Source organism: Anaerosporobacter sp. (assembly GCF_965301125.1).
The window spans coordinates 1-22,111 of record NZ_CBDLAM010000050.1 but is presented as its reverse complement, the minus strand read 5'-3'; the positions used below and the strand labels follow the sequence as shown (position 1 = coordinate 22,111).

Annotated in this window: 27 protein-coding genes; 3 read left to right on the top strand and 24 right to left on the bottom strand. The window is 33.7% G+C overall.

Translation table 11 applies throughout. The features are described 5' to 3' along the window. Positions 1-129: 129 nt before the first annotated feature. The 24 genes from ACW2QF_RS07705 to rho form a co-directional block, all read right to left on the bottom strand. Positions 130-585, bottom strand: coding sequence for an NfeD family protein (locus ACW2QF_RS07705; RefSeq protein ID WP_455715417.1), 456 nt, complete (start codon positions 583-585; stop codon positions 130-132). A gap of 176 nt (positions 586-761) precedes the next feature. After that, positions 762-1,553 (bottom strand): TrmH family RNA methyltransferase, encoded by a 792-nt coding sequence (locus tag ACW2QF_RS07700; protein ID WP_455715416.1) that lies wholly within the window; start codon positions 1,551-1,553, stop codon positions 762-764. 12 nt (positions 1,554-1,565) lie between these two features. Continuing rightward, entirely contained in the window at positions 1,566-2,228 is a 663-nt protein-coding gene (locus ACW2QF_RS07695) for a potassium channel family protein (protein WP_455715415.1), read from the bottom strand. A gap of 40 nt (positions 2,229-2,268) precedes the next feature. Further along, positions 2,269-3,645 (bottom strand): TrkH family potassium uptake protein, encoded by a 1,377-nt coding sequence (locus tag ACW2QF_RS07690; protein WP_455715414.1) that lies wholly within the window; start codon positions 3,643-3,645, stop codon positions 2,269-2,271. A gap of 169 nt (positions 3,646-3,814) precedes the next feature. Further along, a complete protein-coding gene (gene cutA, locus ACW2QF_RS07685) occupies positions 3,815-4,144 on the bottom strand; it encodes a divalent cation tolerance protein CutA (protein ID WP_455715413.1) in 330 nt (109 codons plus the stop codon). Between the two features lie 64 nt (positions 4,145-4,208). Beyond that, positions 4,209-4,541, bottom strand: coding sequence for a DUF1801 domain-containing protein (locus tag ACW2QF_RS07680; RefSeq protein ID WP_455715412.1), 333 nt, complete (start codon positions 4,539-4,541; stop codon positions 4,209-4,211). Between the two features lie 17 nt (positions 4,542-4,558). Then, positions 4,559-4,993, bottom strand: a complete 435-nt coding sequence (locus ACW2QF_RS07675; RefSeq protein ID WP_455715411.1) for a DUF5680 domain-containing protein — start codon at positions 4,991-4,993, stop codon at positions 4,559-4,561. 71 nt (positions 4,994-5,064) lie between these two features. Continuing rightward, positions 5,065-5,760, bottom strand: a complete 696-nt coding sequence (locus ACW2QF_RS07670; RefSeq protein WP_455715410.1) for a DinB family protein — start codon at positions 5,758-5,760, stop codon at positions 5,065-5,067. A gap of 77 nt (positions 5,761-5,837) precedes the next feature. Next, a complete protein-coding gene (locus ACW2QF_RS07665) occupies positions 5,838-6,359 on the bottom strand; it encodes an alpha/beta hydrolase (protein WP_455715409.1) in 522 nt (173 codons plus the stop codon). A gap of 20 nt (positions 6,360-6,379) precedes the next feature. After that, positions 6,380-6,631 (bottom strand): alpha/beta fold hydrolase, encoded by a 252-nt coding sequence (locus ACW2QF_RS07660; RefSeq protein ID WP_455715408.1) that lies wholly within the window; start codon positions 6,629-6,631, stop codon positions 6,380-6,382. A 139-nt stretch (positions 6,632-6,770) separates the two neighbouring features. Next, a complete protein-coding gene (locus ACW2QF_RS07655) occupies positions 6,771-7,598 on the bottom strand; it encodes a metallophosphoesterase (RefSeq protein WP_455715407.1) in 828 nt (275 codons plus the stop codon). Positions 7,599-7,641: 43 nt separating this feature from the next. After that, positions 7,642-8,175 (bottom strand): dihydrofolate reductase family protein, encoded by a 534-nt coding sequence (locus tag ACW2QF_RS07650; RefSeq protein ID WP_455715406.1) that lies wholly within the window; start codon positions 8,173-8,175, stop codon positions 7,642-7,644. Between the two features lie 308 nt (positions 8,176-8,483). Further along, positions 8,484-9,011, bottom strand: a complete 528-nt coding sequence (locus ACW2QF_RS07645; protein WP_455715405.1) for a GNAT family N-acetyltransferase — start codon at positions 9,009-9,011, stop codon at positions 8,484-8,486. 95 nt (positions 9,012-9,106) lie between these two features. Next, positions 9,107-9,688, bottom strand: coding sequence for an ATP-dependent Clp endopeptidase proteolytic subunit ClpP (gene clpP, locus ACW2QF_RS07640; protein WP_455715404.1), 582 nt, complete (start codon positions 9,686-9,688; stop codon positions 9,107-9,109). Then, positions 9,685-10,098: a helix-turn-helix transcriptional regulator gene (locus tag ACW2QF_RS07635; RefSeq protein WP_455715403.1), complete on the bottom strand. Its 414-nt coding sequence runs from the start codon at positions 10,096-10,098 to the stop codon at positions 9,685-9,687. The genes clpP and ACW2QF_RS07635 overlap by 4 nt, the downstream gene beginning before the upstream one ends. A gap of 92 nt (positions 10,099-10,190) precedes the next feature. Then, entirely contained in the window at positions 10,191-10,574 is a 384-nt protein-coding gene (locus tag ACW2QF_RS07630) for a VOC family protein (protein ID WP_455715402.1), read from the bottom strand. A gap of 200 nt (positions 10,575-10,774) precedes the next feature. Then, positions 10,775-11,122, bottom strand: coding sequence for a YmaF family protein (locus tag ACW2QF_RS07625; protein ID WP_455715401.1), 348 nt, complete (start codon positions 11,120-11,122; stop codon positions 10,775-10,777). Positions 11,123-11,572: 450 nt separating this feature from the next. After that, positions 11,573-12,292, bottom strand: coding sequence for a hypothetical protein (locus ACW2QF_RS07620; RefSeq protein ID WP_455715400.1), 720 nt, complete (start codon positions 12,290-12,292; stop codon positions 11,573-11,575). 99 nt (positions 12,293-12,391) lie between these two features. After that, on the bottom strand, positions 12,392-13,018 hold the full coding sequence (locus ACW2QF_RS07615; protein WP_455715399.1) for a nitroreductase family protein: 627 nt from the start codon (positions 13,016-13,018) through the stop codon (positions 12,392-12,394). Positions 13,019-13,394: 376 nt separating this feature from the next. Then, complete coding sequence (prfA, locus tag ACW2QF_RS07610) at positions 13,395-14,465, bottom strand: peptide chain release factor 1 (protein WP_455715398.1); 1,071 nt, start codon at positions 14,463-14,465, stop codon at positions 13,395-13,397. Positions 14,466-14,537: 72 nt separating this feature from the next. Beyond that, positions 14,538-15,371 carry a peptide chain release factor N(5)-glutamine methyltransferase gene (prmC, locus tag ACW2QF_RS07605; protein ID WP_455715397.1) on the bottom strand — a complete coding sequence of 278 codons (834 nt, stop codon included), beginning with the start codon at positions 15,369-15,371 and terminating at the stop codon, positions 14,538-14,540. A 14-nt stretch (positions 15,372-15,385) separates the two neighbouring features. Continuing rightward, positions 15,386-16,501: a DUF1385 domain-containing protein gene (locus ACW2QF_RS07600; RefSeq protein WP_455715396.1), complete on the bottom strand. Its 1,116-nt coding sequence runs from the start codon at positions 16,499-16,501 to the stop codon at positions 15,386-15,388. Positions 16,502-16,653: 152 nt separating this feature from the next. Next, positions 16,654-16,863 carry a 50S ribosomal protein L31 gene (gene rpmE, locus ACW2QF_RS07595; protein WP_455715395.1) on the bottom strand — a complete coding sequence of 70 codons (210 nt, stop codon included), beginning with the start codon at positions 16,861-16,863 and terminating at the stop codon, positions 16,654-16,656. 148 nt (positions 16,864-17,011) lie between these two features. Continuing rightward, positions 17,012-18,535: a transcription termination factor Rho gene (rho, locus tag ACW2QF_RS07590; protein ID WP_455715394.1), complete on the bottom strand. Its 1,524-nt coding sequence runs from the start codon at positions 18,533-18,535 to the stop codon at positions 17,012-17,014. A gap of 507 nt (positions 18,536-19,042) precedes the next feature. Between rho and ACW2QF_RS07585 the strand changes: the two genes are divergently transcribed. The 3 genes from ACW2QF_RS07585 to ACW2QF_RS07575 are packed head-to-tail and all read left to right on the top strand — an operon-like array spanning position 19,043 to position 21,756. Continuing rightward, positions 19,043-20,197: an NAD(P)-dependent malic enzyme gene (locus tag ACW2QF_RS07585; protein WP_455715393.1), complete on the top strand. Its 1,155-nt coding sequence runs from the start codon at positions 19,043-19,045 to the stop codon at positions 20,195-20,197. 29 nt (positions 20,198-20,226) lie between these two features. Then, a complete protein-coding gene (locus ACW2QF_RS07580) occupies positions 20,227-21,156 on the top strand; it encodes a TIGR01212 family radical SAM protein (RefSeq protein ID WP_455715418.1) in 930 nt (309 codons plus the stop codon). Positions 21,157-21,204: 48 nt separating this feature from the next. Then, positions 21,205-21,756 (top strand): DUF4364 family protein, encoded by a 552-nt coding sequence (locus ACW2QF_RS07575; RefSeq protein WP_455715392.1) that lies wholly within the window; start codon positions 21,205-21,207, stop codon positions 21,754-21,756. Positions 21,757-22,111 lie beyond the last annotated feature (355 nt).

The window sequence follows — 22,111 nt, the reverse complement described above, 5'->3', positions numbered from 1 at the left end:
TTGTAAGATTTAGAGACATGATGCAATAATTATTAAAATAATATTCACTAATGCTATTTCTATTACTTGACAAATAACAATAATTTAATCACTCCATTTAATTAATAATTTAAACTCTCATAAATATAGTTATCTTGTTACAATCAGTTTCACTCCCTTAATTGCAACAATTTTAACTTGCGTGCCTGGTCCAATAATATCATCATCTCTTTCAGCTCTTGCCGTCCACTCCTGGCCATTCACTATCGCGGAACCAGATTGATTGAAATTATCAATCGTTAATGTAACCTTTGCTGTCTGTCCTATAATACTCTCATAATTGGTTTTTGCTCTACGATTATTAAAATAACGTAAAGCAATCGGTCTTGTAAAGCATAATAGAATCACTGAAACTACAACAAAGAGTATAAATTGTATTAAATAATCTGCACCTAATAAGGATGCAAAGAATGCAATGAATGCTCCTCCTGCGAACCAAATAGTTGTTAACCCTAGTGTGGTGATTTCAATAATTAACAATACCGCTACTGCAATTAGCCAGTAAAAAGATTCCATATATTCACTCCCCCTTTCTATATTCTTCATGTGGTATAATCTGCTCTCCTCCACATGTATTATATTGTAACTTATAATTATTGTACTTCATACTCTCTCGAATTACAATATATCCTTTGTTATAAAAATGTGCAAAACAAACTGTTTTGCACATTTTTAATATAGCTTTATTTAGGTTCTAATCAAATTCTAATATTATCTTACACTTACTTATTGCGATTTCGTTTTTGACGATACACTTCGTACATAAGTATCGAAGCTGCAACACCAGCATTCAAAGATTCTACTTTCCCTTCCATAGGAATCTTTATTAAACGGTTTGCCGCTAAACTTGCGTCTTCAGAAATTCCATTTGCCTCATTGCCAATGATAATTCCTGTTTTACTTAAATACTCTTCTTCATCATAATAATTCTTAGCTGCAAGGTGAGAAGCATAGATTGTAATACCTTGTTGTTTCATCTCTTCTAATGCCTCTACAAAATTTTCAACATATACAAATGGCATTCGATATAACGCTCCCATTGTTGAACGAACTACTTTAGGATTGAAAATATCCACAGACTCCTTACTAATAATGATTCCTGTAATACCAGCACCTTCAGCTGTACGTATTATTGTACCCATGTTGCCTGGATCACGAACATTTTCAAGTAATAATAAGTTAGCTTCTTTATGTGTAATTAATTCCTGATAACTATACGATGGTTGCTTCACAATTGCAAGAACACCTTGGGGTGTTGTGGTATCTGCTGCATCACAAAGTACCTTGTCTGCTACAATTTCATAATCAAACGAATCAAAATAAGAAGGATTCTCTTGTAGTCTTTCTTGATAAAAACCTTCTGTAACATATGCCTTTACCAGATTATTAGAATCCGTTTCTTCAAACATCTTAATACCTTCAATAACAAATTCCATCTGAGTGTTTCTTGTCTTTGCCTTCTTTTGAAGTGCGATTAGATTCTTAATCTGATTATTGCTTGAACTTGTAATCATATGGTCTCCTTATTATTTTCCTTGCATACTTGCAAGTTTATTCAATGTTTCATTCTTACCAATCATTACAAGAACATCATTCCTAGAAACTGCACTATCTGCATCTGGATTAATGTCTAATACTCCGTTTTTCTTAATACCAATTACATTAACGCTGTACTTAGCACGTAAATTTAATTCTCTTAAGCTATGTCCATCCCACTCTGCTAATGCTTCAACCTCCATCATACTGAAAGTTGAAGATAGTTCTACCGCATCAAAGAAATTACCTAATAATAAATTATTAGCAATACGAATTCCTGTTTCCTTCTCAGGGAACACAACCTTATCTGCTCCAACCTTCTTAAGTATCTTAGCATGTAAATCATTTTGCGCCTTTGCTAATACATAAGGGACTCCAAGTTCTTTTGCTAAAATAGTAACCATAACACTTGCTTCAAGATCTTCACCAATTGCTACAATTGCACCATCAAAATTACTAATTCCTAGAGTTTCCATCGTATCAACATCTGTAACATTCGCTTTCACTGCGTATGTTACAATGTCAGCCATCTCTTGAATCTTATCTTCATTATCATCTACTACTAAAACTTCACAACCACTATCCGCTAGTGTAGTTGCAACACTTTTTCCAAATCTACCAAGTCCAAAAACAACAAATTCTTTATTTGCCATTCTACTCACCTAGCCTTTCTGATACATTTATCTGTACTAATTACCCTACTGATATATTTTCTTCTGGTAAATGTCTTCCATTTTTCTTAACCGCTTTTATATTGAATGCTAAAGCCATTGACATTGGACCAATACGTCCAAGATACATTGTTACTATAATTATAAACTTCCCTAACACACTAAGTGATGGAGTGAATCCTCTTGACAAACCTACTGTTGCTAATGCAGATGTAGTTTCAAACATAACATCAAGGAAGTTTCCACCCTCAACAACTGAAAGCAATACAGTAGAAACAAATAATACACTTGAACTTACAAGAATAACTGCAATTGCTTTTCTAATGTAGAAATCTGAAATTCTTCTTCTATGAATTTCTACATCATGTTTTCCTGTAATAATAGAAAAAGCAGCCAAGAATAACATTGCTATTGTTACTGTCTTAACACCACCAGCTGTACCAGATGGCGAACCACCAATGAACATCAAGATTATTGATATAAACCCAGAGTCACTTGACAAATTCTCTTGAGGAACTGTAAAGAAACCAGCAGTTCTTGTAGTAACTGATTGGAACATAGATGCCATAATTTTCTGTCCAAAACTTAGATTTCCCATAGTCCCTGGATTATTATATTCCATAATGAAGAATATAAAAGTACCAAAAGTAATTAAAATAAGTGTCGTTCCTATTGCAATCTTTGTATGTAGTCTAAGGCTACGCGCAAAAGATTTGAAGCTGAATTTCTCTTTTACTGACTTCTTTATTTTATCTAACACATCCCACCAAACTGGGTATCCGATACCACCTAGGATAATTAGCGCCATTGTTGTAAAGTTAACTAATGGATTCGTTACATATTCTGCCAAACTATAATCTCCTAGTATATCCATACCAGCATTACAGAATGCTGATACAGAATTAAATATTGCTCTTCCAATCCCCGAGAAAAATCCATATCTAGGAATGAATGCAATACTATACAATACAGCTCCAATACCTTCTACTATAAAAGTCCCTTTCATAATTTTAATAGTAAGACGAACTAGTCCTCTTAACGTATCAAGGTTATAAGCTTCCTGTATTAGTAGCCTTTCTTTTAATGTAATACGCTTTCTCATCATTAACAAGATTGTTGTTGTAAATGTTACAACTCCAAGCCCACCGAATTGAATCAACATAAGTATTACCACATGTCCAAAAGTTGTCCAATGAGAGAGCGTGCTAACTGTTACTAACCCCGTAACACATATTGATGTTGTTGCTGTGAACATGGCATCAATTAATGTTGTCGTCTCTCCCGGCTTTGTAGCAATTGGCAACATTAAAAGAGCAGTTCCAATTATTATTGCTGCCAAAAAACCAAATACAATCATTTGGGTCGTTGAGAACTTAATCTTCTTTAATTTTTCCTTCATGATTTCCTCCAACAAACAAGTGGTTAAACTCAATACTTATTTTATGTATTTATTCTTTACATAAAAAAGCAAACTATCAATAGAATTATTTATACTAATAGTCTGCATTTTTAACAATTATTATAACTCCTTTACTAAGATAATGCAAGAATTCAATCATTAGATTTTGCTATAAACCCGTTTCAAATAGAGGAATTACATTAATTACTGGTTCTTCGTAGGGATGAACCTTCTTAATTGCAGCTTTTGTTTCTTGTAATCGTGCTGCTTTACAACAGACTTCTACTTTCAATTCTGGCTCTGAACTTATTTCCCCTTCCGATCCTATATATGGTGTTGTTCCATCTAAAGGACGCCAACAACCAGTTACTTTACTGTAGGATAGACAACAATCATAATTTCCAATATGACCAGCATCCACTTCCATTAATGCTTTCTGTAACACTTGTAGGTGTGTTTCTGGTATGAATATCTCTAATTTAAAATTCTCAAACTCCATATTAAACTCCTTATGATTAAGGCAGTAAAATTCTACCTTATTAATCCAGTTGTTATACTGATTTTTATTTAATCATAGTTCCTCTAAAGGCTTTTAAAAGTATATCCTTTGGTATATCCTGCCCTATGTAAATCTGTAACATACCTTTTGGTGTAATTTTATAGCTAGATAATTCTGATGTATATGTTTGTATTTCTTCTGCCTCTATATTCAAATGATCTTTAAAAGGAATTAGTCTGACGAAATTATTACCAACATAAAAACTAGGTAATTTCGCCCATAATATTTCCTGAACCTCAACAGAAACACTTTCTTTAATAATTTCACTTATTTCAGAAAACATTGTTTTAATTTCATCATTATATTTCTCAATTACCTGTATGAATTCTATGTTCATAATCCTCCTCCTTTATTCTATACTACTTTTCCACCATGAAATCTTAATTCATATACGACATTTTGATTATATACTATCTTCTCTTCTCCTGAAAACCAATTTATATCCCCATTGTAATCACAGATATATGTATATTCATCCATCACAAAAATTCTAGGTCCACGATAAGGCATACTCTCTTCCACATGTTGTAATGCCTGTTTCAAAACTTCTGGTTTGAATTTTTCATCTAGTACTCTTCCTATATAATTCATACTCCAGATTGGAGCCTCATTCTGATACACAACTTCTTCTCCTGAAAAGGTACTATCCCCAAAATAAGAATCTAAATACGTATAGTCATCTGCTGTATATAAAAGATCTTTTGATTTCATACGGGATGCATCTGTATAATTATTTCCACTTGCATACGTATTTTCCTTCGCCTGTACCAAAAATTCTTCTAACTTCATAAAATACTCTCCCTCTGTAAACTATTTTATTTTAGATATTCTTCCAAATACATATCTTTACACGTAGCCAGTTAACACCAAAAATAATTACTCTTTTTACGAATATACTCCTTCCACTTAAAGCAATCATTCAAATGAAGCATAACATGCCTTGTTGGTGGCATCAACAATAAGCCTGCCACATCTTTCTTACTCCAAAAGTCTAACAACCAATATGACTCCTTATCAGAAGTAACACCACCTTCAATAAAGATTCTTTCTGCTCCTTGCTGTGTTACTTTCCGTTTCATAGCTTCAGCTGATAGCCTTGATACAATCTCTCTTGTCCTAGCTCCTACTTTATTTCTATAATGCAGTAATTCCTTTATATTGAATCTCTTGCTTAAATCCATGATTTCATCATCGGACAAAGCATTACCTGTATCGATAATCGGGGTATTCATTCGTTCTTTCCATTCATCATTAAAAACCTGCTGCCCATCATCCACAAGAATATTCATAGTTAAATCTTCGATTCTTGCCACATGCCATAATACCCACGCTATGGTTTCATCTTTACTTGTAGGCATAATTGCATATTCATTCACTTCCAAGTCCTCTAGTAAATAATCTACTTCATTTGAAATGTCATGAGATATCTCTGTACTATGTACTTTAGCATGGATTTCTAAAAATAACTTCTTAGCTTCTTCTATCTTATCGCGCTTTCTAATGATACTGCTAAGCTCTTTATGTTTTTCACTTAATCCCTCACCGAAATATTTCATTGTTAAGCCACTCCCCATTCTATATTAACTGTAAATATTCCTTTCGATATTAAAAAATAGTAGCCTGCTTCCAATTATTAATCATAATTCACTCGTTCCAACCAATCACTTACTAATACTTCAAATAGATTTACTCTTTCAATTTGCGCATTATGTCCACAACTATCTAATACAGTATAAGTTGCTCTTGGGTATTGTTCCATAAGCTTAAATGCTGCTTCATAGCCTGCCACATGATCTTGCTTTCCCATTAGAAATAGAGCAGGTTTTTCATATATCACGTTCCTATCAATAATAATATCGCTCTCTAATGTATCCATATATTGTCCGTCCCCAAGTTTAATACCTGGCAATATGTCACGTGTAAATCTTATATAAGCATCTTCTGTCTCTGTCACTGCCATATAGTCAAACCCTTCAAATTCATCCTTATTTATTGTAGACAAGAATTTCTCATCACGAATAATAACTTCCCTATGAGGTAATTTCTGTTCTATATCCGGTATCCAAGGGCATAGAAACATAACTCCAATTACTTGTTCCAATCTCTCCTCAAGTATTGAACGAAGCAAATGAGCTCCAAAAGACTCTCCAATCATTATAAATTTCTCTGTTCCTATTAATTGTTCGATCCCTTTCGTAAGAACGGCACGCAAATCAGTCCATGATTTAATATTACCCCTGGGATGGATTTCCCTAAACCTGGTATATCAATGTATATCCTTTTATATTTCATTACGTCTGTAAAACAAGGCTCAAGACAACCATACATCAAACGATAGTCAACATGATTTCCATGAATAATAAAAATCGGTACTCCATCCCCCTCTATTTCATAATGCAGCTTCGTATCCTCAATATCAAGAAACATTTACTCTCTCCCCCTCATTCATATAGTTTCTCCTTACTATTAATCTCCCTCTTTAATACATTCTATATCAATTAAACAAACATATGTTCTGCACTTATAATATGTAATATTTTACCTAATGTCAACTAAAATTATTTGGCTACTTCAACGGTACTAAATCTATTACAACAATCTCTGGTGGGTTAAATACACGAGGTATTATATTTCTACATAATCCACGACTAACAATCATAGTGGTAGCTCCAATCTCATAGAGGCCGCCTGCATATTTAGGAAATAATCCTTGATTCGGCGCGAACAAACCATTGACGATCCCCGGTATTCTTACCTGACCTCCATGTGCATGACCTGCAATGACTAAATCAAATCCAGAATCCTTATATATTTCTGTTAATTCTGGTCTATGGGACAACAGAATCGAATAGACTCCTTCTGTGAGTTCTTCTTTACAACGATTAAGTTGCTCACGCCACTCATCTGTTATTTCATCTTCAAAATATACTGAACCATCAAATCTATTTGGATCGTCCACCCCAAAGAGTTGAATTTTTTGTCCATTCACATCTATAAAATCAGAGCTTCCTTCAAGAATTGTTACTCCATATCCCCTAATCATATCTTTAATATACATGACTTCACCTGACTTAAACTCATGATTCCCTGTTACATAATAGCAAGGATATTCCTTAGCAATAACCGACAACAGTAATTCAGTACCTTCATGTGGTTTATCATCAACTGCTATATCTCCAACAAGAACAATTACATCTGGGTCATACTCTCGTATTTTATTGATTAATTTTTTTTGTTTTTTACCATATATCGTGCTATGTAAATCCGTTAATGCCATAATTCTAACTGACGACTTTAGTTTATTACTAGTTATTCTATATCTCTTTACTGTTAGACCTTGCCACAACGCTACTATGCAAAATATCAAAGTTATTATAATAATCAATATTTTCATGGGTTTTGAAATCTTCCTTTTTCTTTTCTTATTCACAGTTACTTTATTCTCTTCTTTCATAAATTAAATCAATCATTCCATTATAACTTTCACTTGATATTAGCTTTAGTCTAATACTACTGTTATTGTCGTGAAACAAAGGAATTCCCTTTCCTAATATAGTTGGTATTACTGTAATATGATATCTATCGATTAAATCTTCTTTCATAAACTGATTTACTAAATTTGCTCCGCCACAAATCCAAATATTTTTACCTGGCTCCATTCTGATTTTCGTTACTAATTCTTGTATATTCTTATCTGTAAATATAATATCTTCTTCAGTTTTTTTATACTTATGTGTTAATACATAGGTTCTTAACCCTTTGTAAGGCCAATTTCCTGGTGCTAGTTCCGTTGTTACTTGATGATAGGTTGTGTATCCCATGATAACTGTATCAACCGTCTTTATGAACCTAGCATAACTTCCTTGCTCTTCACTCGTATCTTCTTGGCCAACCAACCAATCCACACCTCCGAATTCATCGGCAATAAAACCGTCTAAACTCATTGCTATATATAAAATGACTTTTCTCATTTCGTGTACCTCACAATCTATTTATAATTTGACCTTAAGTATAACATAATTCTTATCTCACTTCATTAATAGTTATCCTTCTATTGATAATTTTAATGAGAAAAAGGGCCTATGTCTTTAAAAGACTTAGTCCCTCTTAATATCCCTTATATGCTCCTCTAAATCTGTATCTTTAAAATCTAGATTTCTCATAATTATATGGAATACTTGTTCCTACAACAATATCTTCTATTTTCTATCTGGATTAAGGCATACTTCAATGTATGGGGCATTGGCATACTCATATCCAGAGGTTGGTAACCATATGTCTAAAGTATATACTCCAATTGACAATCAAATGGCTCTTTTTCCACATGATCAGCATTATATTCTGCTGCCTCCACACATCCCATCTCCTTATAAAATGCTTGTGTTTCAACTGCCGAATGAGCTGATATATATAACTTCTTAGCACCATGATTTTTTGCCCAATCTGCTGCCGTTTGAAATAAGGTACGTCCTATTCCATTTCCACGCATATCTTCTGATACATGAATACTGGACAAATCAAGATATTCCTTATTTGTTCCGAATAAGGTTGGCTCAACAGACGCAAAACCTTTCAATTGGTTATCTTCGAAAGCACCATAAACAACACCACCTGTTACTATGGTATTTCTTAAACAAGTAACTAAAAATTGATAATCTTCTTCCGACCACTCATCAATAAAAGGTACATCTTTAATTATCCATTCACCTGCTATCTTTCTATAGCATTTTGTAACTTCCTGATGACGCTTAAAATGATTGAATAACTGGTAATTCATATCTTCTAGTGACACTTCTTTTATATTCATTATGAATTTCTCCTAATTACATATATAGTATGTTTCTCGCAACATACCACTTTTAACTTTATATAACAACTATTACAATATATCTCTAAGTACCTTTAATCAATTATCGAGTCTATCAACCCATAATCTCTTGCTTCTACTGCAGACATATAATTATCTCGATCTGAATCTTTTTCAATTTGCTCTATCTCTTTTCCTGTATTTTGTGCCAAGATTCGATTAATTCGTTCTTTCGTATCCAGAATATGCTTAGCAACTATATTAATATCCGTAGCTTGCGTAGGTCCATTGACTCCACCAGAAGGTTGGTGAATCATAATTTCTGCATTAGGCAAAGCAAATCGCTTTCCTCTTGCTCCACCTGCGAGCAAGAAAGCTCCCATGCTAGCTGCCATACCAATACAAATAGTAGACACATCACACTTAACATAATTCATCGTATCATAGATTGCAAGACCAGATGGTATACTCCCACCAGGACTATTAATATAGAGATTTATATCCTTCTTATAATCCATTGATTCAAGATATAATAGTTGTGCCACTATCGAAGTCGCAGTTGCATCAGTAACTTCTTCACCTAAGAATATTATTCTGTCATTAAGAAGTCTTGAATATATATCGTAACTTCTTTCGCTGTTTCCTGTCTGTTGAATTACATATGGTATAAAACTCATGCTGCCATCCGCTCCATTCTCATAATAATTGTGTTATGATTATGTGCTTGCGAATGAACATGTCTTACATCATGAGTAGTTGTTAATACATAATGGTTATTCCTATAACTAGCAGGTGAACACTCAAATCGTTGCCTGAACGCTTTTGTGAATGATTGTTGCGATGTATAACCAATCATCTGTGCGATTTCAATAATTGGCGTATCTGTATTCTTTAACAACCATTCTGCTTCAAACAATCGTCTCTCCATAATGTAAGCATGTATTGTCTTACCTGTACTTTCAGCAAACATTCTACTTAAATGAAACTTAGAATAGCCAAACTTTTTAGCAATAAAATCCAAAGTAATATCTTCAGTAAAATGCTTTTCGATATATCTTTTCATATTCAATACACAAGTATAATCCATATCATAACCTCCTATAAGATATATAATAAGGCATTCAGAGCGAAAAGTCTTATCCAAAATTGCTAACTATCTCCATAATGTAAATAAAGATTTTAAATTGTAATTTCAATTTGATTATTTTCAGGTCCCAAGATACAGCTTTCATAATAACCATCTCCAGTAGTTCGTGGCCCGCTTATTACCTCATATCCATCCTGTTCTAATTTCGCAGTCAATTCATCTACTTTTTCCTTACTACCAACACTGAAAGCTATATGGGCAAATCCAGTACGAGTTAACGACTTTTCTTCGTCACTCATATTAGGTTTGTTCATAATTTCAAGTTGTGCCCCATCATCAAATGATAAAAAATACGATCTAAAATCCGTATTTTTATTGTGATATCCCTCATTTGGAATTGCACCAAAATATTTTGTAAAAAAGTTTTTTGTGTATTCTAAATTATTTACATACATAGCTATATGCGTTATTTTCATGATGTTTATACCTCCGTACATTTTATATGTGTCATTAATGTAGTAAAAAACCTTCCCTGTACTTGCCCGAGTCTAGGAAGGTTTCTTACTTTTCAATATTCATGGTCAACCACTCTGTGGTGATTTTATTTATAATTACATTATATCAAACACCTCAAAAATCTCAAGTATATTTATACTGACACATTGCAGTGACCTGATTAATGTTGTTCTCCGCCGATTGGATCGTCAATCAAAGTACCGAATCTGAAACGATGTTGATGACGATCATTTACAGTTGTTACAGACGCAAGAAAATGAACATGCCTATCTCCAACTGGTATAGCTAATGAAGTATTACCACTAAATTCATGAAAATGATCTTCATAAAAATCTGTTCTGAAATTCACTTTATGGAAGTGACTCATACCTTGTTGAATTGCTTCCCCAGAAACAGTAGCAAATCTATGATTATGAGGATCTTGAGGTTCTGCTATTTGAACACTACCTTGAATTTCATGAACATGTTTCTGCTCATTTGAACGATCATTTTGATTATTGTATCCCATATATTCCTCTCTTTTCATTATATTTGGAAATAAAGTATTTTCCATTATCAATATATGAATATAATGGTTTTATGTGTTGCACTATATCTAAAAAATGTGAAATCAATTATATTAGGATACCCAACGTCATGATACCGAAATTAAGTGTAACATTGTTATCTCCCATGTATTCCATCAGCTTTTTCATAACTCACTAGACACTATCAATTAAATTTTAAGCTATTATATTTTTACATTCTTTTCAAGCTCTACATACCCTATTAACTAATAGCTAAGTAAAGTAACTTATTTATATCCCATATCTTCATAGTCCTTTTTATTAAGGTTAATCCTGGAACTATATACAACAAAAACCTTCCCTGTACTTTGACCAGTACGGAAAGGCTTTTGTTTTCTTCAATTTGGACAACCGTCTGTTGCACTCTGAGGATATATCCGCCAGACAGTATCTTAATAAGAAAAAGGAATTTTCAACAATCTAAAATCATCTAATTCACTATCCTGTAAGATAAGACAAAAGGTATGTTCATGTGAACATATCGAGCATATAAGCCTATCATTATTATAAAACCCAGGGTCTTCTAAATAATTTATGTCTTTGAATGTATTAAATTTTATTAAGTTCCCCTTCTTATTCAAATATTCAGTCATATTATTATCAATTTTAAAATAATATTCCTTATATAAACCACCAATGGTACAATGAGATTTATAGGTAAATCTACTTCCTAAGTAATTTTCTTCTGGTATTACTATCTTAGTTCGCAACTTTATATTGCTTAATATCTTATCTTCTTTTAATTTTTTATTATTCTGAGAAAAATTTACTTGTAGCTGCAACTCCTCTTTAATTTCTTCTAGTTCAACTAAATCATAATGTTTCAATCTTTCAAAATAAGCTAAAACTTCATCATGTGTATGATATATTTTAAGTAATGTATCTTGATACTCAACATCTTTTAAAAATCGTAATCTTCTATCAAAATCTTCCTTGCTAGTCTCATTAGAAAAGTCATTAATAGCATTCGCATATTCTTCAGTAGTAAGATAATAATAATTCAAAATTACTGAATATGTTATTTTATTACTTATAGCTACTAAAAAATTAATCATTTTTGTACAATTAGACTTTGACAACATATCTTTATATTCTATAAAAATAGTAGTCATTAATATATCGCCTCCTTAATAGTAGCAACATTGCTACTGACGGTCTTGTTACAGGAGTTTTAGCTGAGAAACCATAATATATTTTACATTGTCCTGTTATCACCACCCATTCCAATGAATTCTATCATTAACATCTATATCCTTTTGCTTTATAGTAACTGCATCCTTTTTGGGGCGACCAATACCAATAAAACATGGCATTAAATAGTCTTCTGGATACTCAAGTACTTCTTTCGACCACTCCGCTTCATTACCAAGTGGAATTCTAAGTGTACAACCATAATCAAGCGCGGTCGCAGCCAAAAACATATTTTCGATGCAACACCATATCGATGCCAACCCATTTAAATGCGATAAACTTTCTGGATGCAATATATCCGTTTTCTGCTTAAGTAGTGGAATCACAACTACTGAAGCATCAGCAAGCATTCTGTGCTGCTTCGGAACCGCATCTCTATAACAACTTTGCTGTTCAGTGTCATTTAAATTCCAATCTTTAATTAATGCATTCATATCTTCTTCAGATATTCCATTGGGAATACTATCGAGGAGTTTCATAACGATACTCTTATCCTTAATAACTATGAAATGCCAGTCACGCATATGGTCATTTGTCGGAGCCTTCAATCCAGCGTCAATTATCTTTTTAATACTTTCATCATTTATTTTTTCATTTTCAAAATCTCTAATTGTTCTTCGTCTTTCTATTACATCAAAAATCTCCATTAACTAACACCTCCACTAATCCAATTTATATTACTCATTATATAGTGTTCCAACTATTTCCACAACAGCATTTTTCGCTAGTTTTACTCCCACTCCCCACCAAACTCAACTAAGACCTCCACACAAAAAATGCCCTACATCAGCCACTAAAGCTAATATAGGACATTCCATTTTTCTATCTCAACTATAAAATTTGCAACTCAGCTAAAACTCTGCCACTCTCATTACCTAGTTCTCATTACACTCATAGCACGAACGCTCACCTTCGAAAATGCTCCACATTTTCTCGGTGTTCGTTTGACTTACATGGAATATAAGAAGGACTACATTGTCCTGCAAGCAGTCCATGTAATCCTTCTTATATTCCGCGTTCGTGCTATTCGTTCATATTAGCCAGCTTCTTCGCCTGATCCGCAGCGATGCAAGCATCGATAATTTCTTGAATATCACCATTCATGATTTTATCTAATTTATAAAGAGTAAGGTTGATTCTGTGATCTGTTACACGTCCTTGAGGGAAGTTGTAAGTTCTAATCTTTTCTGAACGATCTCCAGTACCGATCTGACTTCTTCTTGCTTCCGCTTCTGCATCGTGTGCTTTTTGACATTCGATGTCATATAACTTAGCACGTAATAATGCGAACGCTTTATCTTTGTTTTGTAACTGTGATTTTTCAGTCTGACTATAAACTACGATTCCAGAAGGAAAGTGAGTCAAACGTACTGCTGAGTCAGTTGTATTGACACACTGACCACCGTTACCTGATGCACGCATTACGTCAATACGGATATCTTTTTCATCAATTTGAACATCTACTTCTTCTGCCTCTGGCATTACAGCTACTGTAATTGTAGAAGTATGAATACGTCCACCTGATTCTGTCTCAGGAACACGTTGTACACGGTGTACACCTGATTCATATTTCATTACAGAATAAGCTCCCTGTCCACTAATCATGAAACTTACACTCTTCATACCACCGATACCGATTTCTTCACATTCCATCGTTTCGATCTTCCAACGTTTACCTTCTGCAAAATGTACATACATACGATAGATTTCAGCTGCAAATAATGCTGCTTCATCTCCACCTGCACCTGCACGAATTTCTACGATAACGTTCTTATCATCGTTAGGGTCTTTAGGAAGAAGTAAAATCTTTAATTCATTCTCTATTTCTTCAACACGTGATTTACACTCTGCTAATTCTTCTTTTGCAAGTTCACGCATCTCTTCATCACTTTCTTCATCAAGAATGTGAAGACTGTCTTCAATTCCTTGCTTCGTTTCCTTATACTCTTTGAACTTATCAACGATTGGCGCAAGATCTGCTTGATCTTTCATTAACTTACGAAATCTAGCTTGATCATTGGTAACGCCAGGTTCATTCAGCTCATCCATAATCTCTTGGAAACGACTTACTAATTCTTCTAATTTATCAAACATCTGGTATTCCTCCATACAAAATTAACACTATACATACTTCACTTCATTTTACCGGGTATTTTACCGGGTATATTACCCTAGCATCTTACCAACAACAACTCGGTCAAGTCCTGGTAAATCTTTTACTATATTAACTTCTGTAAAACCTGCATTTAAGAGTAAGTCTTTCACATCTTTCCCCTGATTATGCCCAATTTCCAGAAAGATATATCCATTCTTCTTCAGATACTTACCTGCTTCTTTAGCTAAGATCCGATAGAAATGTAATCCATCTTCTAATCCATCTAAGGCTAACATTGGTTCATGCTCTTTTACTTCTGGCATTAGTTCCTCAATAACCTTTGTTGGAATATATGGCGGATTCGAGACAATTATATCATATGTTCCTGTTACCTTGTCAAATACATTACTTTCAATAAAAGTTACAGGTACATCAAGTTTTTTTGAATTTAGTTTTGCAACTTCTAAAGCCTTACTTGAGATGTCTACTGCTGTAAGACTACTTGGTTTACATAGCTTACCCAGACTAAGAATAATGCACCCTGAACCAGTACACATATCTAATATATCCGCATTATCTGCATGTTTCATGGCTAACTCCACAAGTACCTCAGTATCCTGCCTTGGTATCAAAACATTTTCATTCACATAAAATTGCAAACCCATAAATTCTTGCTGATTTGTCAGATATTGATATGGGATACGTTTTGCGCGCGCCTCAATCATTGTTTTATATCTAGTATACTGTTCTTCATCAATCTCTCGATTCGGATTCATATAATAATCTGTACGGTTGATTTTGAAGCACTCCATAGCTAGATACCATGCGTCTAATTTCGCCTCTTCTATACCTTTGCTAAGGAGAAGATTCTCTGCTTCTTGCAATACTACTGCCAAGGTAATCATATTCTAAACCTCTTTTAATCCTCTTGATCTTGTTCAAGAACTTTTGCATTAGGAGTATCAAAGAAACGATCTAATGCACGAAGAATTTCATCATCCTCTTCGTCATCATCGTAAATATTACTTGATTCAAGCGAAGTATCTTCAAGCATTTCTTCTGATGCAGCTGCTAATTCCTCTACTTCTTCCTTTTTTTCTTCTAATACAGTTCCTTTTTGTCTATCTTTCCATTGATCTGCATTTTCCTTCAGATATGCTTTCCAATCAAATACTGCTTCAACAGATTTGATTGCTACTTCTATCATATCGTCGTCTGGTTCTCTTGTAGTAAGACCTTGTAACCATAAACCTGGTTTACTTAATATGTCTACTATTTTAGAATCGCTTCTACCAGCTAAACGAATAAATTCATATGATACCCCAGCAATTACAGGCACAAGTAAAATTCTATAAAGTACACGTAACCAAATGGACTCTACATGTATAAATATAAAGAATATCACACTTATTACCATAACAATCAACATAAAGCTAGTTCCACAACGTTTATGCTCTTTAGTTTGCCAGCGTACATTTTCAACAGTTAAGTCTAAACCATTTTCAATACAATTAATTGTTTTATGTTCAGCACCATGATACATAAATACTCTCTTGATATCTTTCATCTGCGAGATTAAAGCTACATAGGCAATGAAAATTGTAATACGTATAAGCCCTTCAATTACAGCACGCCATACTGTTGATTCAATCACACCTGATAATAAATTACCAATAAAGAATGGTAATAACATGAAGATACCTACTGCTAGAATAATTGAGACACATACAGTGAGTGCCATCATTAAACCATCGCTTGATTTCTCTGTTTTCTTTTGCTCTTCTTCCTCATCTTCAAAGAAAGTTGAAGAATATGTTAATGTTTTCGTACCAACCATCATTGACTCTATGAAATTAACAACTCCTCGGATGATTGGGACCCCACATCTCTTGTATCTTTTTGTAATACTTACATACTTATTTTTCTCAATAACGATTTCATTGTTTGGTTTTCTAACAGCAACTGCATATTCGTCTTGATTTTTCATCATAACGCCTTCTAATACAGCCTGTCCTCCAATTCCTGATGATTTCATTCTCGTACCTTCCTTTTCTCCTATCATGACTCATCACTATTCCATGGGTACCTTGTATGCGAATGTAGTACTATCTATAATACTATTTAAAAATAGGTTGAGATTATATAACCTCAACCTGTTTTTTAAATAGAAAGTTTTAACTTCTCTATCTAGTTTTCTTCTTTTAAACCGTATCTACGGTTGAACTTATCAATTGCACCATGAGCAGCAACAGCTTTTTGTTGTCCAGTGTAGAATGAATGACATTTAGAGCAGATTTCAACGTGAATATCTTCGTTAGTTGAACCTACAGTAAATTCGTTACCACAGTTACATACTACCTTAGCTTGGAAATAATTTGGATGGATTCCTTCTCTCATCTTTTTCACCTCTTCTTATCGTTAACTTTGTTGGATTGGATTTTGCCAATCGTATTAACATAAGACATAGTCCACATAATGGATATGCCGTAGTTTTATAAACAGCTTTCTCATTATAGCATAGAAATTTGACATATGCAAACATTTTTTATACTAGCTTTGTCTTTTTCACTGTCTCTATAAATTCAAAATTCGATTTTGTCCTAAGGAATAAATCGATGATTTTTTCTAACGCTTCTTCTGATTTCATACCACTAAGTGCTCGATGCATCAGATAATTTGCTTCCGTTTCTTGAGGAGTCAATAACAAATCATCACGTCTTGTACTTGATTTTGCTAAGTCAATTGCAGGGAAGATTCTCTTCTCTGATAAACTACGATCAAGAACAAGTTCCATGTTACCTGTTCCTTTGAATTCTTCGAATACAACGTCATCCATACGAGAACCCGTATCAACAAGTGCGGTTGCTAGAATTGTCAAACTTCCGCCCTCTCTCATGTTTCTAGCTGCTCCAAAGAACTTCTTAGGCATATGAAGAGCAGCAGGGTCAAGACCTCCAGATAAGGTACGACCACTAGCTTGTACTGTTAAGTTGTATGCTCTAGCAAGTCTAGTAATACTATCTAACAATACAACAACATCTCTCTTATGTTCTACCAATCTCTTCGCTCTTTCAATGACCATCTCTGATACACGTTTATGATTTTCAGGTAACTCATCAAATGTAGAATAGATAACTTCCACATTCTTGCCTTCAATAGATTCTTTAATATCAGTAACTTCCTCTGGTCTTTCATCAATTAAAAGAATAATTAATTGCATGTCAGGATGATTTACTGTAATGGATTTTGCGATTTGTTTTAATAAGGTAGTCTTACCTGCTTTTGGTGGAGATACAATCATACCTCTTTGTCCTTTACCAATAGGAGATACTAGATCTACCATACGCATTGCGATTCCTGCCCCAGGTGTTTCAAGATGAATTCTTTCATTTGGGAAAATAGGAGTAAGGTCTTCAAACTTCTTACGCTTCTGTGCTTCTGCAGGATGCATTCCATTTACAGATTTCACAAATAATAATGCACTGAATTTTTCATTCTGATTACGAATACGAGTATTTCCAACTACAATATCCCCAGTCTTAAGATTAAATCTTCTAATCTGTGCAGGAGATACATACACATCATTCTCACCTGGTAAGAAATTGTCACAACGTATAAAGCCATATCCATCTGGAAGAACTTCTAAGATTCCCTCTTTTGTCTCCCCACTATCTAATTGCTCCATATCATTACCAGTAACTACTTGTCGTTTCACTCCTTGAGAATCCGTATTCTGAATTTCCTTATTTTCTCTTATATCTTTTATTTCTCTATTATCTTTAAATTCTCTAGACTCTCTTACTTCTCTATTATCTTTTGCTACCTTATATTCATTTGCTTCTTTATTTACTTTTACTTCTTTATTATTATTCTCTTTAATCTCTTTGACTTCCTTTACTACACGATTTTCTTTTACTATATTCTCTTCTTTTGGTTGTTTATTCTTGTCCAGTTCCGTTAGTATATTTACTAATTCTTTTTTTCTTAATATTGATATATTCTTAATACCATTTTGTTTGGCTATCTCTTTTAATTCAGCCAAAGACATTGTAGCGTAATTATTCTCCATATGTATGCTCCTTTACTCAACTTATTTATCTGCCTATAACAACAACAGAACCATTGATACATATTATTTGGTTTGCTTTATTCTATTTAAAATGTAACAACATTTTCTCAATATTACAAATCAGTTTCACAAAGAGAGGCAAAAATAGTAGGTTATAAGCCTGCTTCCTATTGTCAAAATGATAGCCTAGCATTATTCTTGAGAATTAAATTATTACATTAAATTTTCTTCGGGAAATGCAAGATTGTCAGAATTAAAGATTTTTTTCTATTATACATCCATTTTTGTACAAAATAAAGCTTTTTATTCATTTCCATATCCTACAAATTAACTAAACACCTATTAGGAGAATCGTACCAGAATCCTTAGTCCTTGATTTCCCGTTTTTTTAGTGTTATGATTAATATACTTGCAATATTAATTTTATACATATTTGCTTGTATCAGGTGAAACCATACTTAAGTATGACAGAATATAACAAGGGAATGGAAAGGACGAGCTGCGGTTATGACGACAAACGAAAAAGCACTTATTCTACACGAAGAATGGAATGGTAAAATTGAAACCGTTTCAAAATGTACTGTTAAATCAAGAGAAGATCTTGCACATGCCTATACTCCTGGAGTTGCAGAACCATGTAAAGTAATTGCACAAGATAAAGAAAAAGCGTATAAATATACAATTAAATCTAATATGGTTGCTGTTATCTCTGATGGTAGTGCGGTACTTGGCTTAGGAAATATCGGTCCTTATGCTGCCATGCCTGTAATGGAAGGAAAGGCTGTTCTTTTTAAAGAATTTGGTAATGTAAATGCATTCCCTATCTGTTTGGATACACAAGATACAGAAGAAATCATTAAGACAGTCGTGAACATTGCACCTGCATTTGGCGGTATTAATCTTGAAGATATCAGTGCTCCTCGTTGCTTTGAAATTGAGGAACGCTTGAAAGAACTCTTAGATATCCCTGTATTCCATGATGATCAACATGGTACTGCAATTGTTGTACTAGCTGGTATTATCAATGCACTTAAAGTTACTGGTAAGCAAAAAGAAACTTGTAGGGTTGTAGTTAATGGAGCTGGTTCTGCTGGAATCGCAATCACCAAATTACTTCTTACTTATGGTTTCAAAAATATAATAATGTGCGATAAAGTTGGTATACTATGTAAAGGTGCGAAAGATCTTAATTGGATGCAAGAACACATGATGGACATAACTAACTTAGAACATAAACAAGGTTCTTTAGCTGATGCTTTAAAGGGCGCTGATATCTTCGTCGGTGTATCTGCTCCTAACATCGTTACAAAAGAAATGGTAGCCAGCATGAATAAAGATTCCATACTATTTGCAATGGCTAATCCAGTTCCGGAAATTATGCCTGACCTTGCAAAAGAAGCTGGTGCAAAAGTAGTTGGAACAGGCCGTTCTGATTTCCCTAATCAAGTAAATAATGTAGTTGCCTTCCCTGGTATCTTCAAAGGTGCCCTAGAAGGACGTGCTATTCAGATTACTGAAGAAATGAAACTTGCTGCTGCTGAAGCAATTGCAAGCCTTGTAGACGAAAAAGATTTAAATGAGGATAACATCTTGCCAGAAGCATTCGATCCAAGAGTTGCTGAAGTAGTTAGCAATGCTGTTAAATCTCATATTATTAGATAGGAGTTTTGACGTACTTGAATACCAAACGAATGTGGAATGACAAACGGTATTATTCCTTTGATTATTACTTAAAGAATCAATTTGGACATCGATTATACAAATTATCATTAAATGGAGGTATGACATGTCCTAACAGGGATGGCACAATAGATTCAAGAGGTTGTATATTTTGTAGCGCTGGTGGTTCAGGTGACTTTGCAGCTGATGCAAAACTCTCCATAACGAAGCAAATACAAGAATCAAAAGCTCTTATTGCTCATAAAGTTAAGAAGATACCTAACACACCACAGTATATAGCCTATTTTCAAGCTTTCACAAATACTTATGCCCCTATCCCTTACCTAAGAAAAATATTCACCGAAGCTCTTATGGATCCTGACATTGCTGTTCTTTCTATTGCGACAAGACCAGATTGCATAAATGCTGAGGTACTAGCTTTACTTAATGAGTTAAATCAAATAAAACCAGTCTGGGTAGAACTTGGCTTACAGACTATCCATGAAGACACTGCAAATCGTATCCGTAGAGGATACCCTCTATCCTGTTACGATAGCGCTGTTAAGAATCTACGTAATTGTAATATTGATGTTATAGTCCATCTTATAATTGGGCTTCCCTATGAAACCAAAGAAGATATCTTAGATTCTATTGATTATGTTAATAATTCCGGAATTCAAGGCGTTAAATTGCAACTACTTCATGTTTTAAAAAATACGGATTTGGAGACATATCTTGACTCCATGCACATCCTAACTCTAGATGAATATGTTACAATTCTAGTCTCATGTTTAGAACATCTGAACCAAGATATTGTAATCCATCGTATTACTGGTGATGGGCCAGGAGATTTGTTACTAGCTCCTCTATGGAGCAAGAATAAGAAACTTGTGTTAAATACTATTCAACGCACCATGAAGGAACTTGATTCTTGGCAAGGTAAGGCGGTAGATTCAATATAAACTATCTACCTGGTAGTATACACATAACCAATCTAAGGAGGTAAATGCATGCAATCAGAAGCTTTAACTTTATATAAATTAATTATTTTATATATTCTTGAAAAAGTTGATTTCCCTCTTTCTAATGCACAGGTTTCGAACTTTATCTTAGAGAAAGAGTATACAAATTATTTTACAATTCAACAAGCGATTTCAGAATTAATCGAGTCTGATTTAATTTTATGTGAAACAATTCGTAATACAACATTATACAAAGTAACTGAATCTGGACGCGAAACACTTGAGTACTTCAATAACCAGATTTCTGATGCTATAAAAAAGGATATCATTGACTATTTAAAAGAAAATAAATATACATTACGTGAGGAAGTTTCGACATTATCAGATTACTTCCAAAGTAAACCGAATGAATACGTGGTTCGATGTCAAGTTAAGGAGAAAGATAGTTCAGTAATTGAATTGAATCTAACAGTACCTTCGGAAGAGGAAGCTTCTACCATCTGTAACAATTGGAGAGGGAAAAGTCAAGAAGTCTATTCTTTCATTGTTAAAACTCTAATGATTAGCAAGGACTCCGAAGAAACGGATACCGAAATATAATCTAGCTAAATAGATATACTTGTGTATTTTTGAAATTACATGCAAAACTCTATATACATTTTCATAGATTCTTAGCTTACGTACTATGACACAAAACACGCTACACACCTAAGTACTTCTAAGATGTTTCGCTATTGTTTCTTAGTCATAGTACGTAAACTAAGAATCAAATTTACGGTATTAAGAGTTTTGCAGATTTACTTTATTGATACACAAGTACAAGTAAGTTAACGGATGAATAAATATCTTGTTTTTTCATCATTAACTTTATCTAAGGCCTTTTGCACCCACAATAACTTCAGGTTCTATAATAAACCTGCTAAGGTTTGTCAAGCCATTATTTTAAAATATTTTT

Excerpts from the sequence above, each read along its gene's own strand:
- ACW2QF_RS07705 (WP_455715417.1), bottom strand. The coding sequence starts at position 585 with ATGAAGAATATAGAAAGGGGGAGTGAATATATGGAATCTTTTTACTGG.
- ACW2QF_RS07700 (WP_455715416.1), bottom strand. The coding sequence starts at position 1,553 with ATGATTACAAGTTCAAGCAATAATCAGATTAAGAATCTAATCGCACTT.
- ACW2QF_RS07695 (WP_455715415.1), bottom strand. The coding sequence starts at position 2,228 with ATGGCAAATAAAGAATTTGTTGTTTTTGGACTTGGTAGATTTGGAAAA.
- ACW2QF_RS07690 (WP_455715414.1), bottom strand. The coding sequence starts at position 3,645 with ATGAAGGAAAAATTAAAGAAGATTAAGTTCTCAACGACCCAAATGATT.
- cutA (WP_455715413.1), bottom strand. The coding sequence starts at position 4,144 with ATGGAGTTTGAGAATTTTAAATTAGAGATATTCATACCAGAAACACAC.
- ACW2QF_RS07680 (WP_455715412.1), bottom strand. The coding sequence starts at position 4,541 with ATGAACATAGAATTCATACAGGTAATTGAGAAATATAATGATGAAATT.
- ACW2QF_RS07675 (WP_455715411.1), bottom strand. The coding sequence starts at position 4,993 with ATGAAGTTAGAAGAATTTTTGGTACAGGCGAAGGAAAATACGTATGCA.
- ACW2QF_RS07670 (WP_455715410.1), bottom strand. The coding sequence starts at position 5,760 with ATGAAATATTTCGGTGAGGGATTAAGTGAAAAACATAAAGAGCTTAGC.
- ACW2QF_RS07665 (WP_455715409.1), bottom strand. The coding sequence starts at position 6,359 with ATGATTGGAGAGTCTTTTGGAGCTCATTTGCTTCGTTCAATACTTGAG.
- ACW2QF_RS07660 (WP_455715408.1), bottom strand. The coding sequence starts at position 6,631 with ATGTTTCTTGATATTGAGGATACGAAGCTGCATTATGAAATAGAGGGG.
- ACW2QF_RS07655 (WP_455715407.1), bottom strand. The coding sequence starts at position 7,598 with ATGAAAATATTGATTATTATAATAACTTTGATATTTTGCATAGTAGCG.
- ACW2QF_RS07650 (WP_455715406.1), bottom strand. The coding sequence starts at position 8,175 with ATGAGAAAAGTCATTTTATATATAGCAATGAGTTTAGACGGTTTTATT.
- ACW2QF_RS07645 (WP_455715405.1), bottom strand. The coding sequence starts at position 9,011 with ATGAATATAAAAGAAGTGTCACTAGAAGATATGAATTACCAGTTATTC.
- clpP (WP_455715404.1), bottom strand. The coding sequence starts at position 9,688 with ATGAGTTTTATACCATATGTAATTCAACAGACAGGAAACAGCGAAAGA.
- ACW2QF_RS07635 (WP_455715403.1), bottom strand. The coding sequence starts at position 10,098 with ATGGATTATACTTGTGTATTGAATATGAAAAGATATATCGAAAAGCAT.
- ACW2QF_RS07630 (WP_455715402.1), bottom strand. The coding sequence starts at position 10,574 with ATGAAAATAACGCATATAGCTATGTATGTAAATAATTTAGAATACACA.
- ACW2QF_RS07625 (WP_455715401.1), bottom strand. The coding sequence starts at position 11,122 with ATGGGATACAATAATCAAAATGATCGTTCAAATGAGCAGAAACATGTT.
- ACW2QF_RS07620 (WP_455715400.1), bottom strand. The coding sequence starts at position 12,292 with ATGACTACTATTTTTATAGAATATAAAGATATGTTGTCAAAGTCTAAT.
- ACW2QF_RS07615 (WP_455715399.1), bottom strand. The coding sequence starts at position 13,018 with ATGGAGATTTTTGATGTAATAGAAAGACGAAGAACAATTAGAGATTTT.
- prfA (WP_455715398.1), bottom strand. The coding sequence starts at position 14,465 with ATGTTTGATAAATTAGAAGAATTAGTAAGTCGTTTCCAAGAGATTATG.
- prmC (WP_455715397.1), bottom strand. The coding sequence starts at position 15,371 with ATGATTACCTTGGCAGTAGTATTGCAAGAAGCAGAGAATCTTCTCCTT.
- ACW2QF_RS07600 (WP_455715396.1), bottom strand. The coding sequence starts at position 16,501 with ATGAAATCATCAGGAATTGGAGGACAGGCTGTATTAGAAGGCGTTATG.
- rpmE (WP_455715395.1), bottom strand. The coding sequence starts at position 16,863 with ATGAGAGAAGGAATCCATCCAAATTATTTCCAAGCTAAGGTAGTATGT.
- rho (WP_455715394.1), bottom strand. The coding sequence starts at position 18,535 with ATGGAGAATAATTACGCTACAATGTCTTTGGCTGAATTAAAAGAGATA.
- ACW2QF_RS07585 (WP_455715393.1), top strand. The coding sequence starts at position 19,043 with ATGACGACAAACGAAAAAGCACTTATTCTACACGAAGAATGGAATGGT.
- ACW2QF_RS07580 (WP_455715418.1), top strand. The coding sequence starts at position 20,227 with ATGTGGAATGACAAACGGTATTATTCCTTTGATTATTACTTAAAGAAT.
- ACW2QF_RS07575 (WP_455715392.1), top strand. The coding sequence starts at position 21,205 with ATGCAATCAGAAGCTTTAACTTTATATAAATTAATTATTTTATATATT.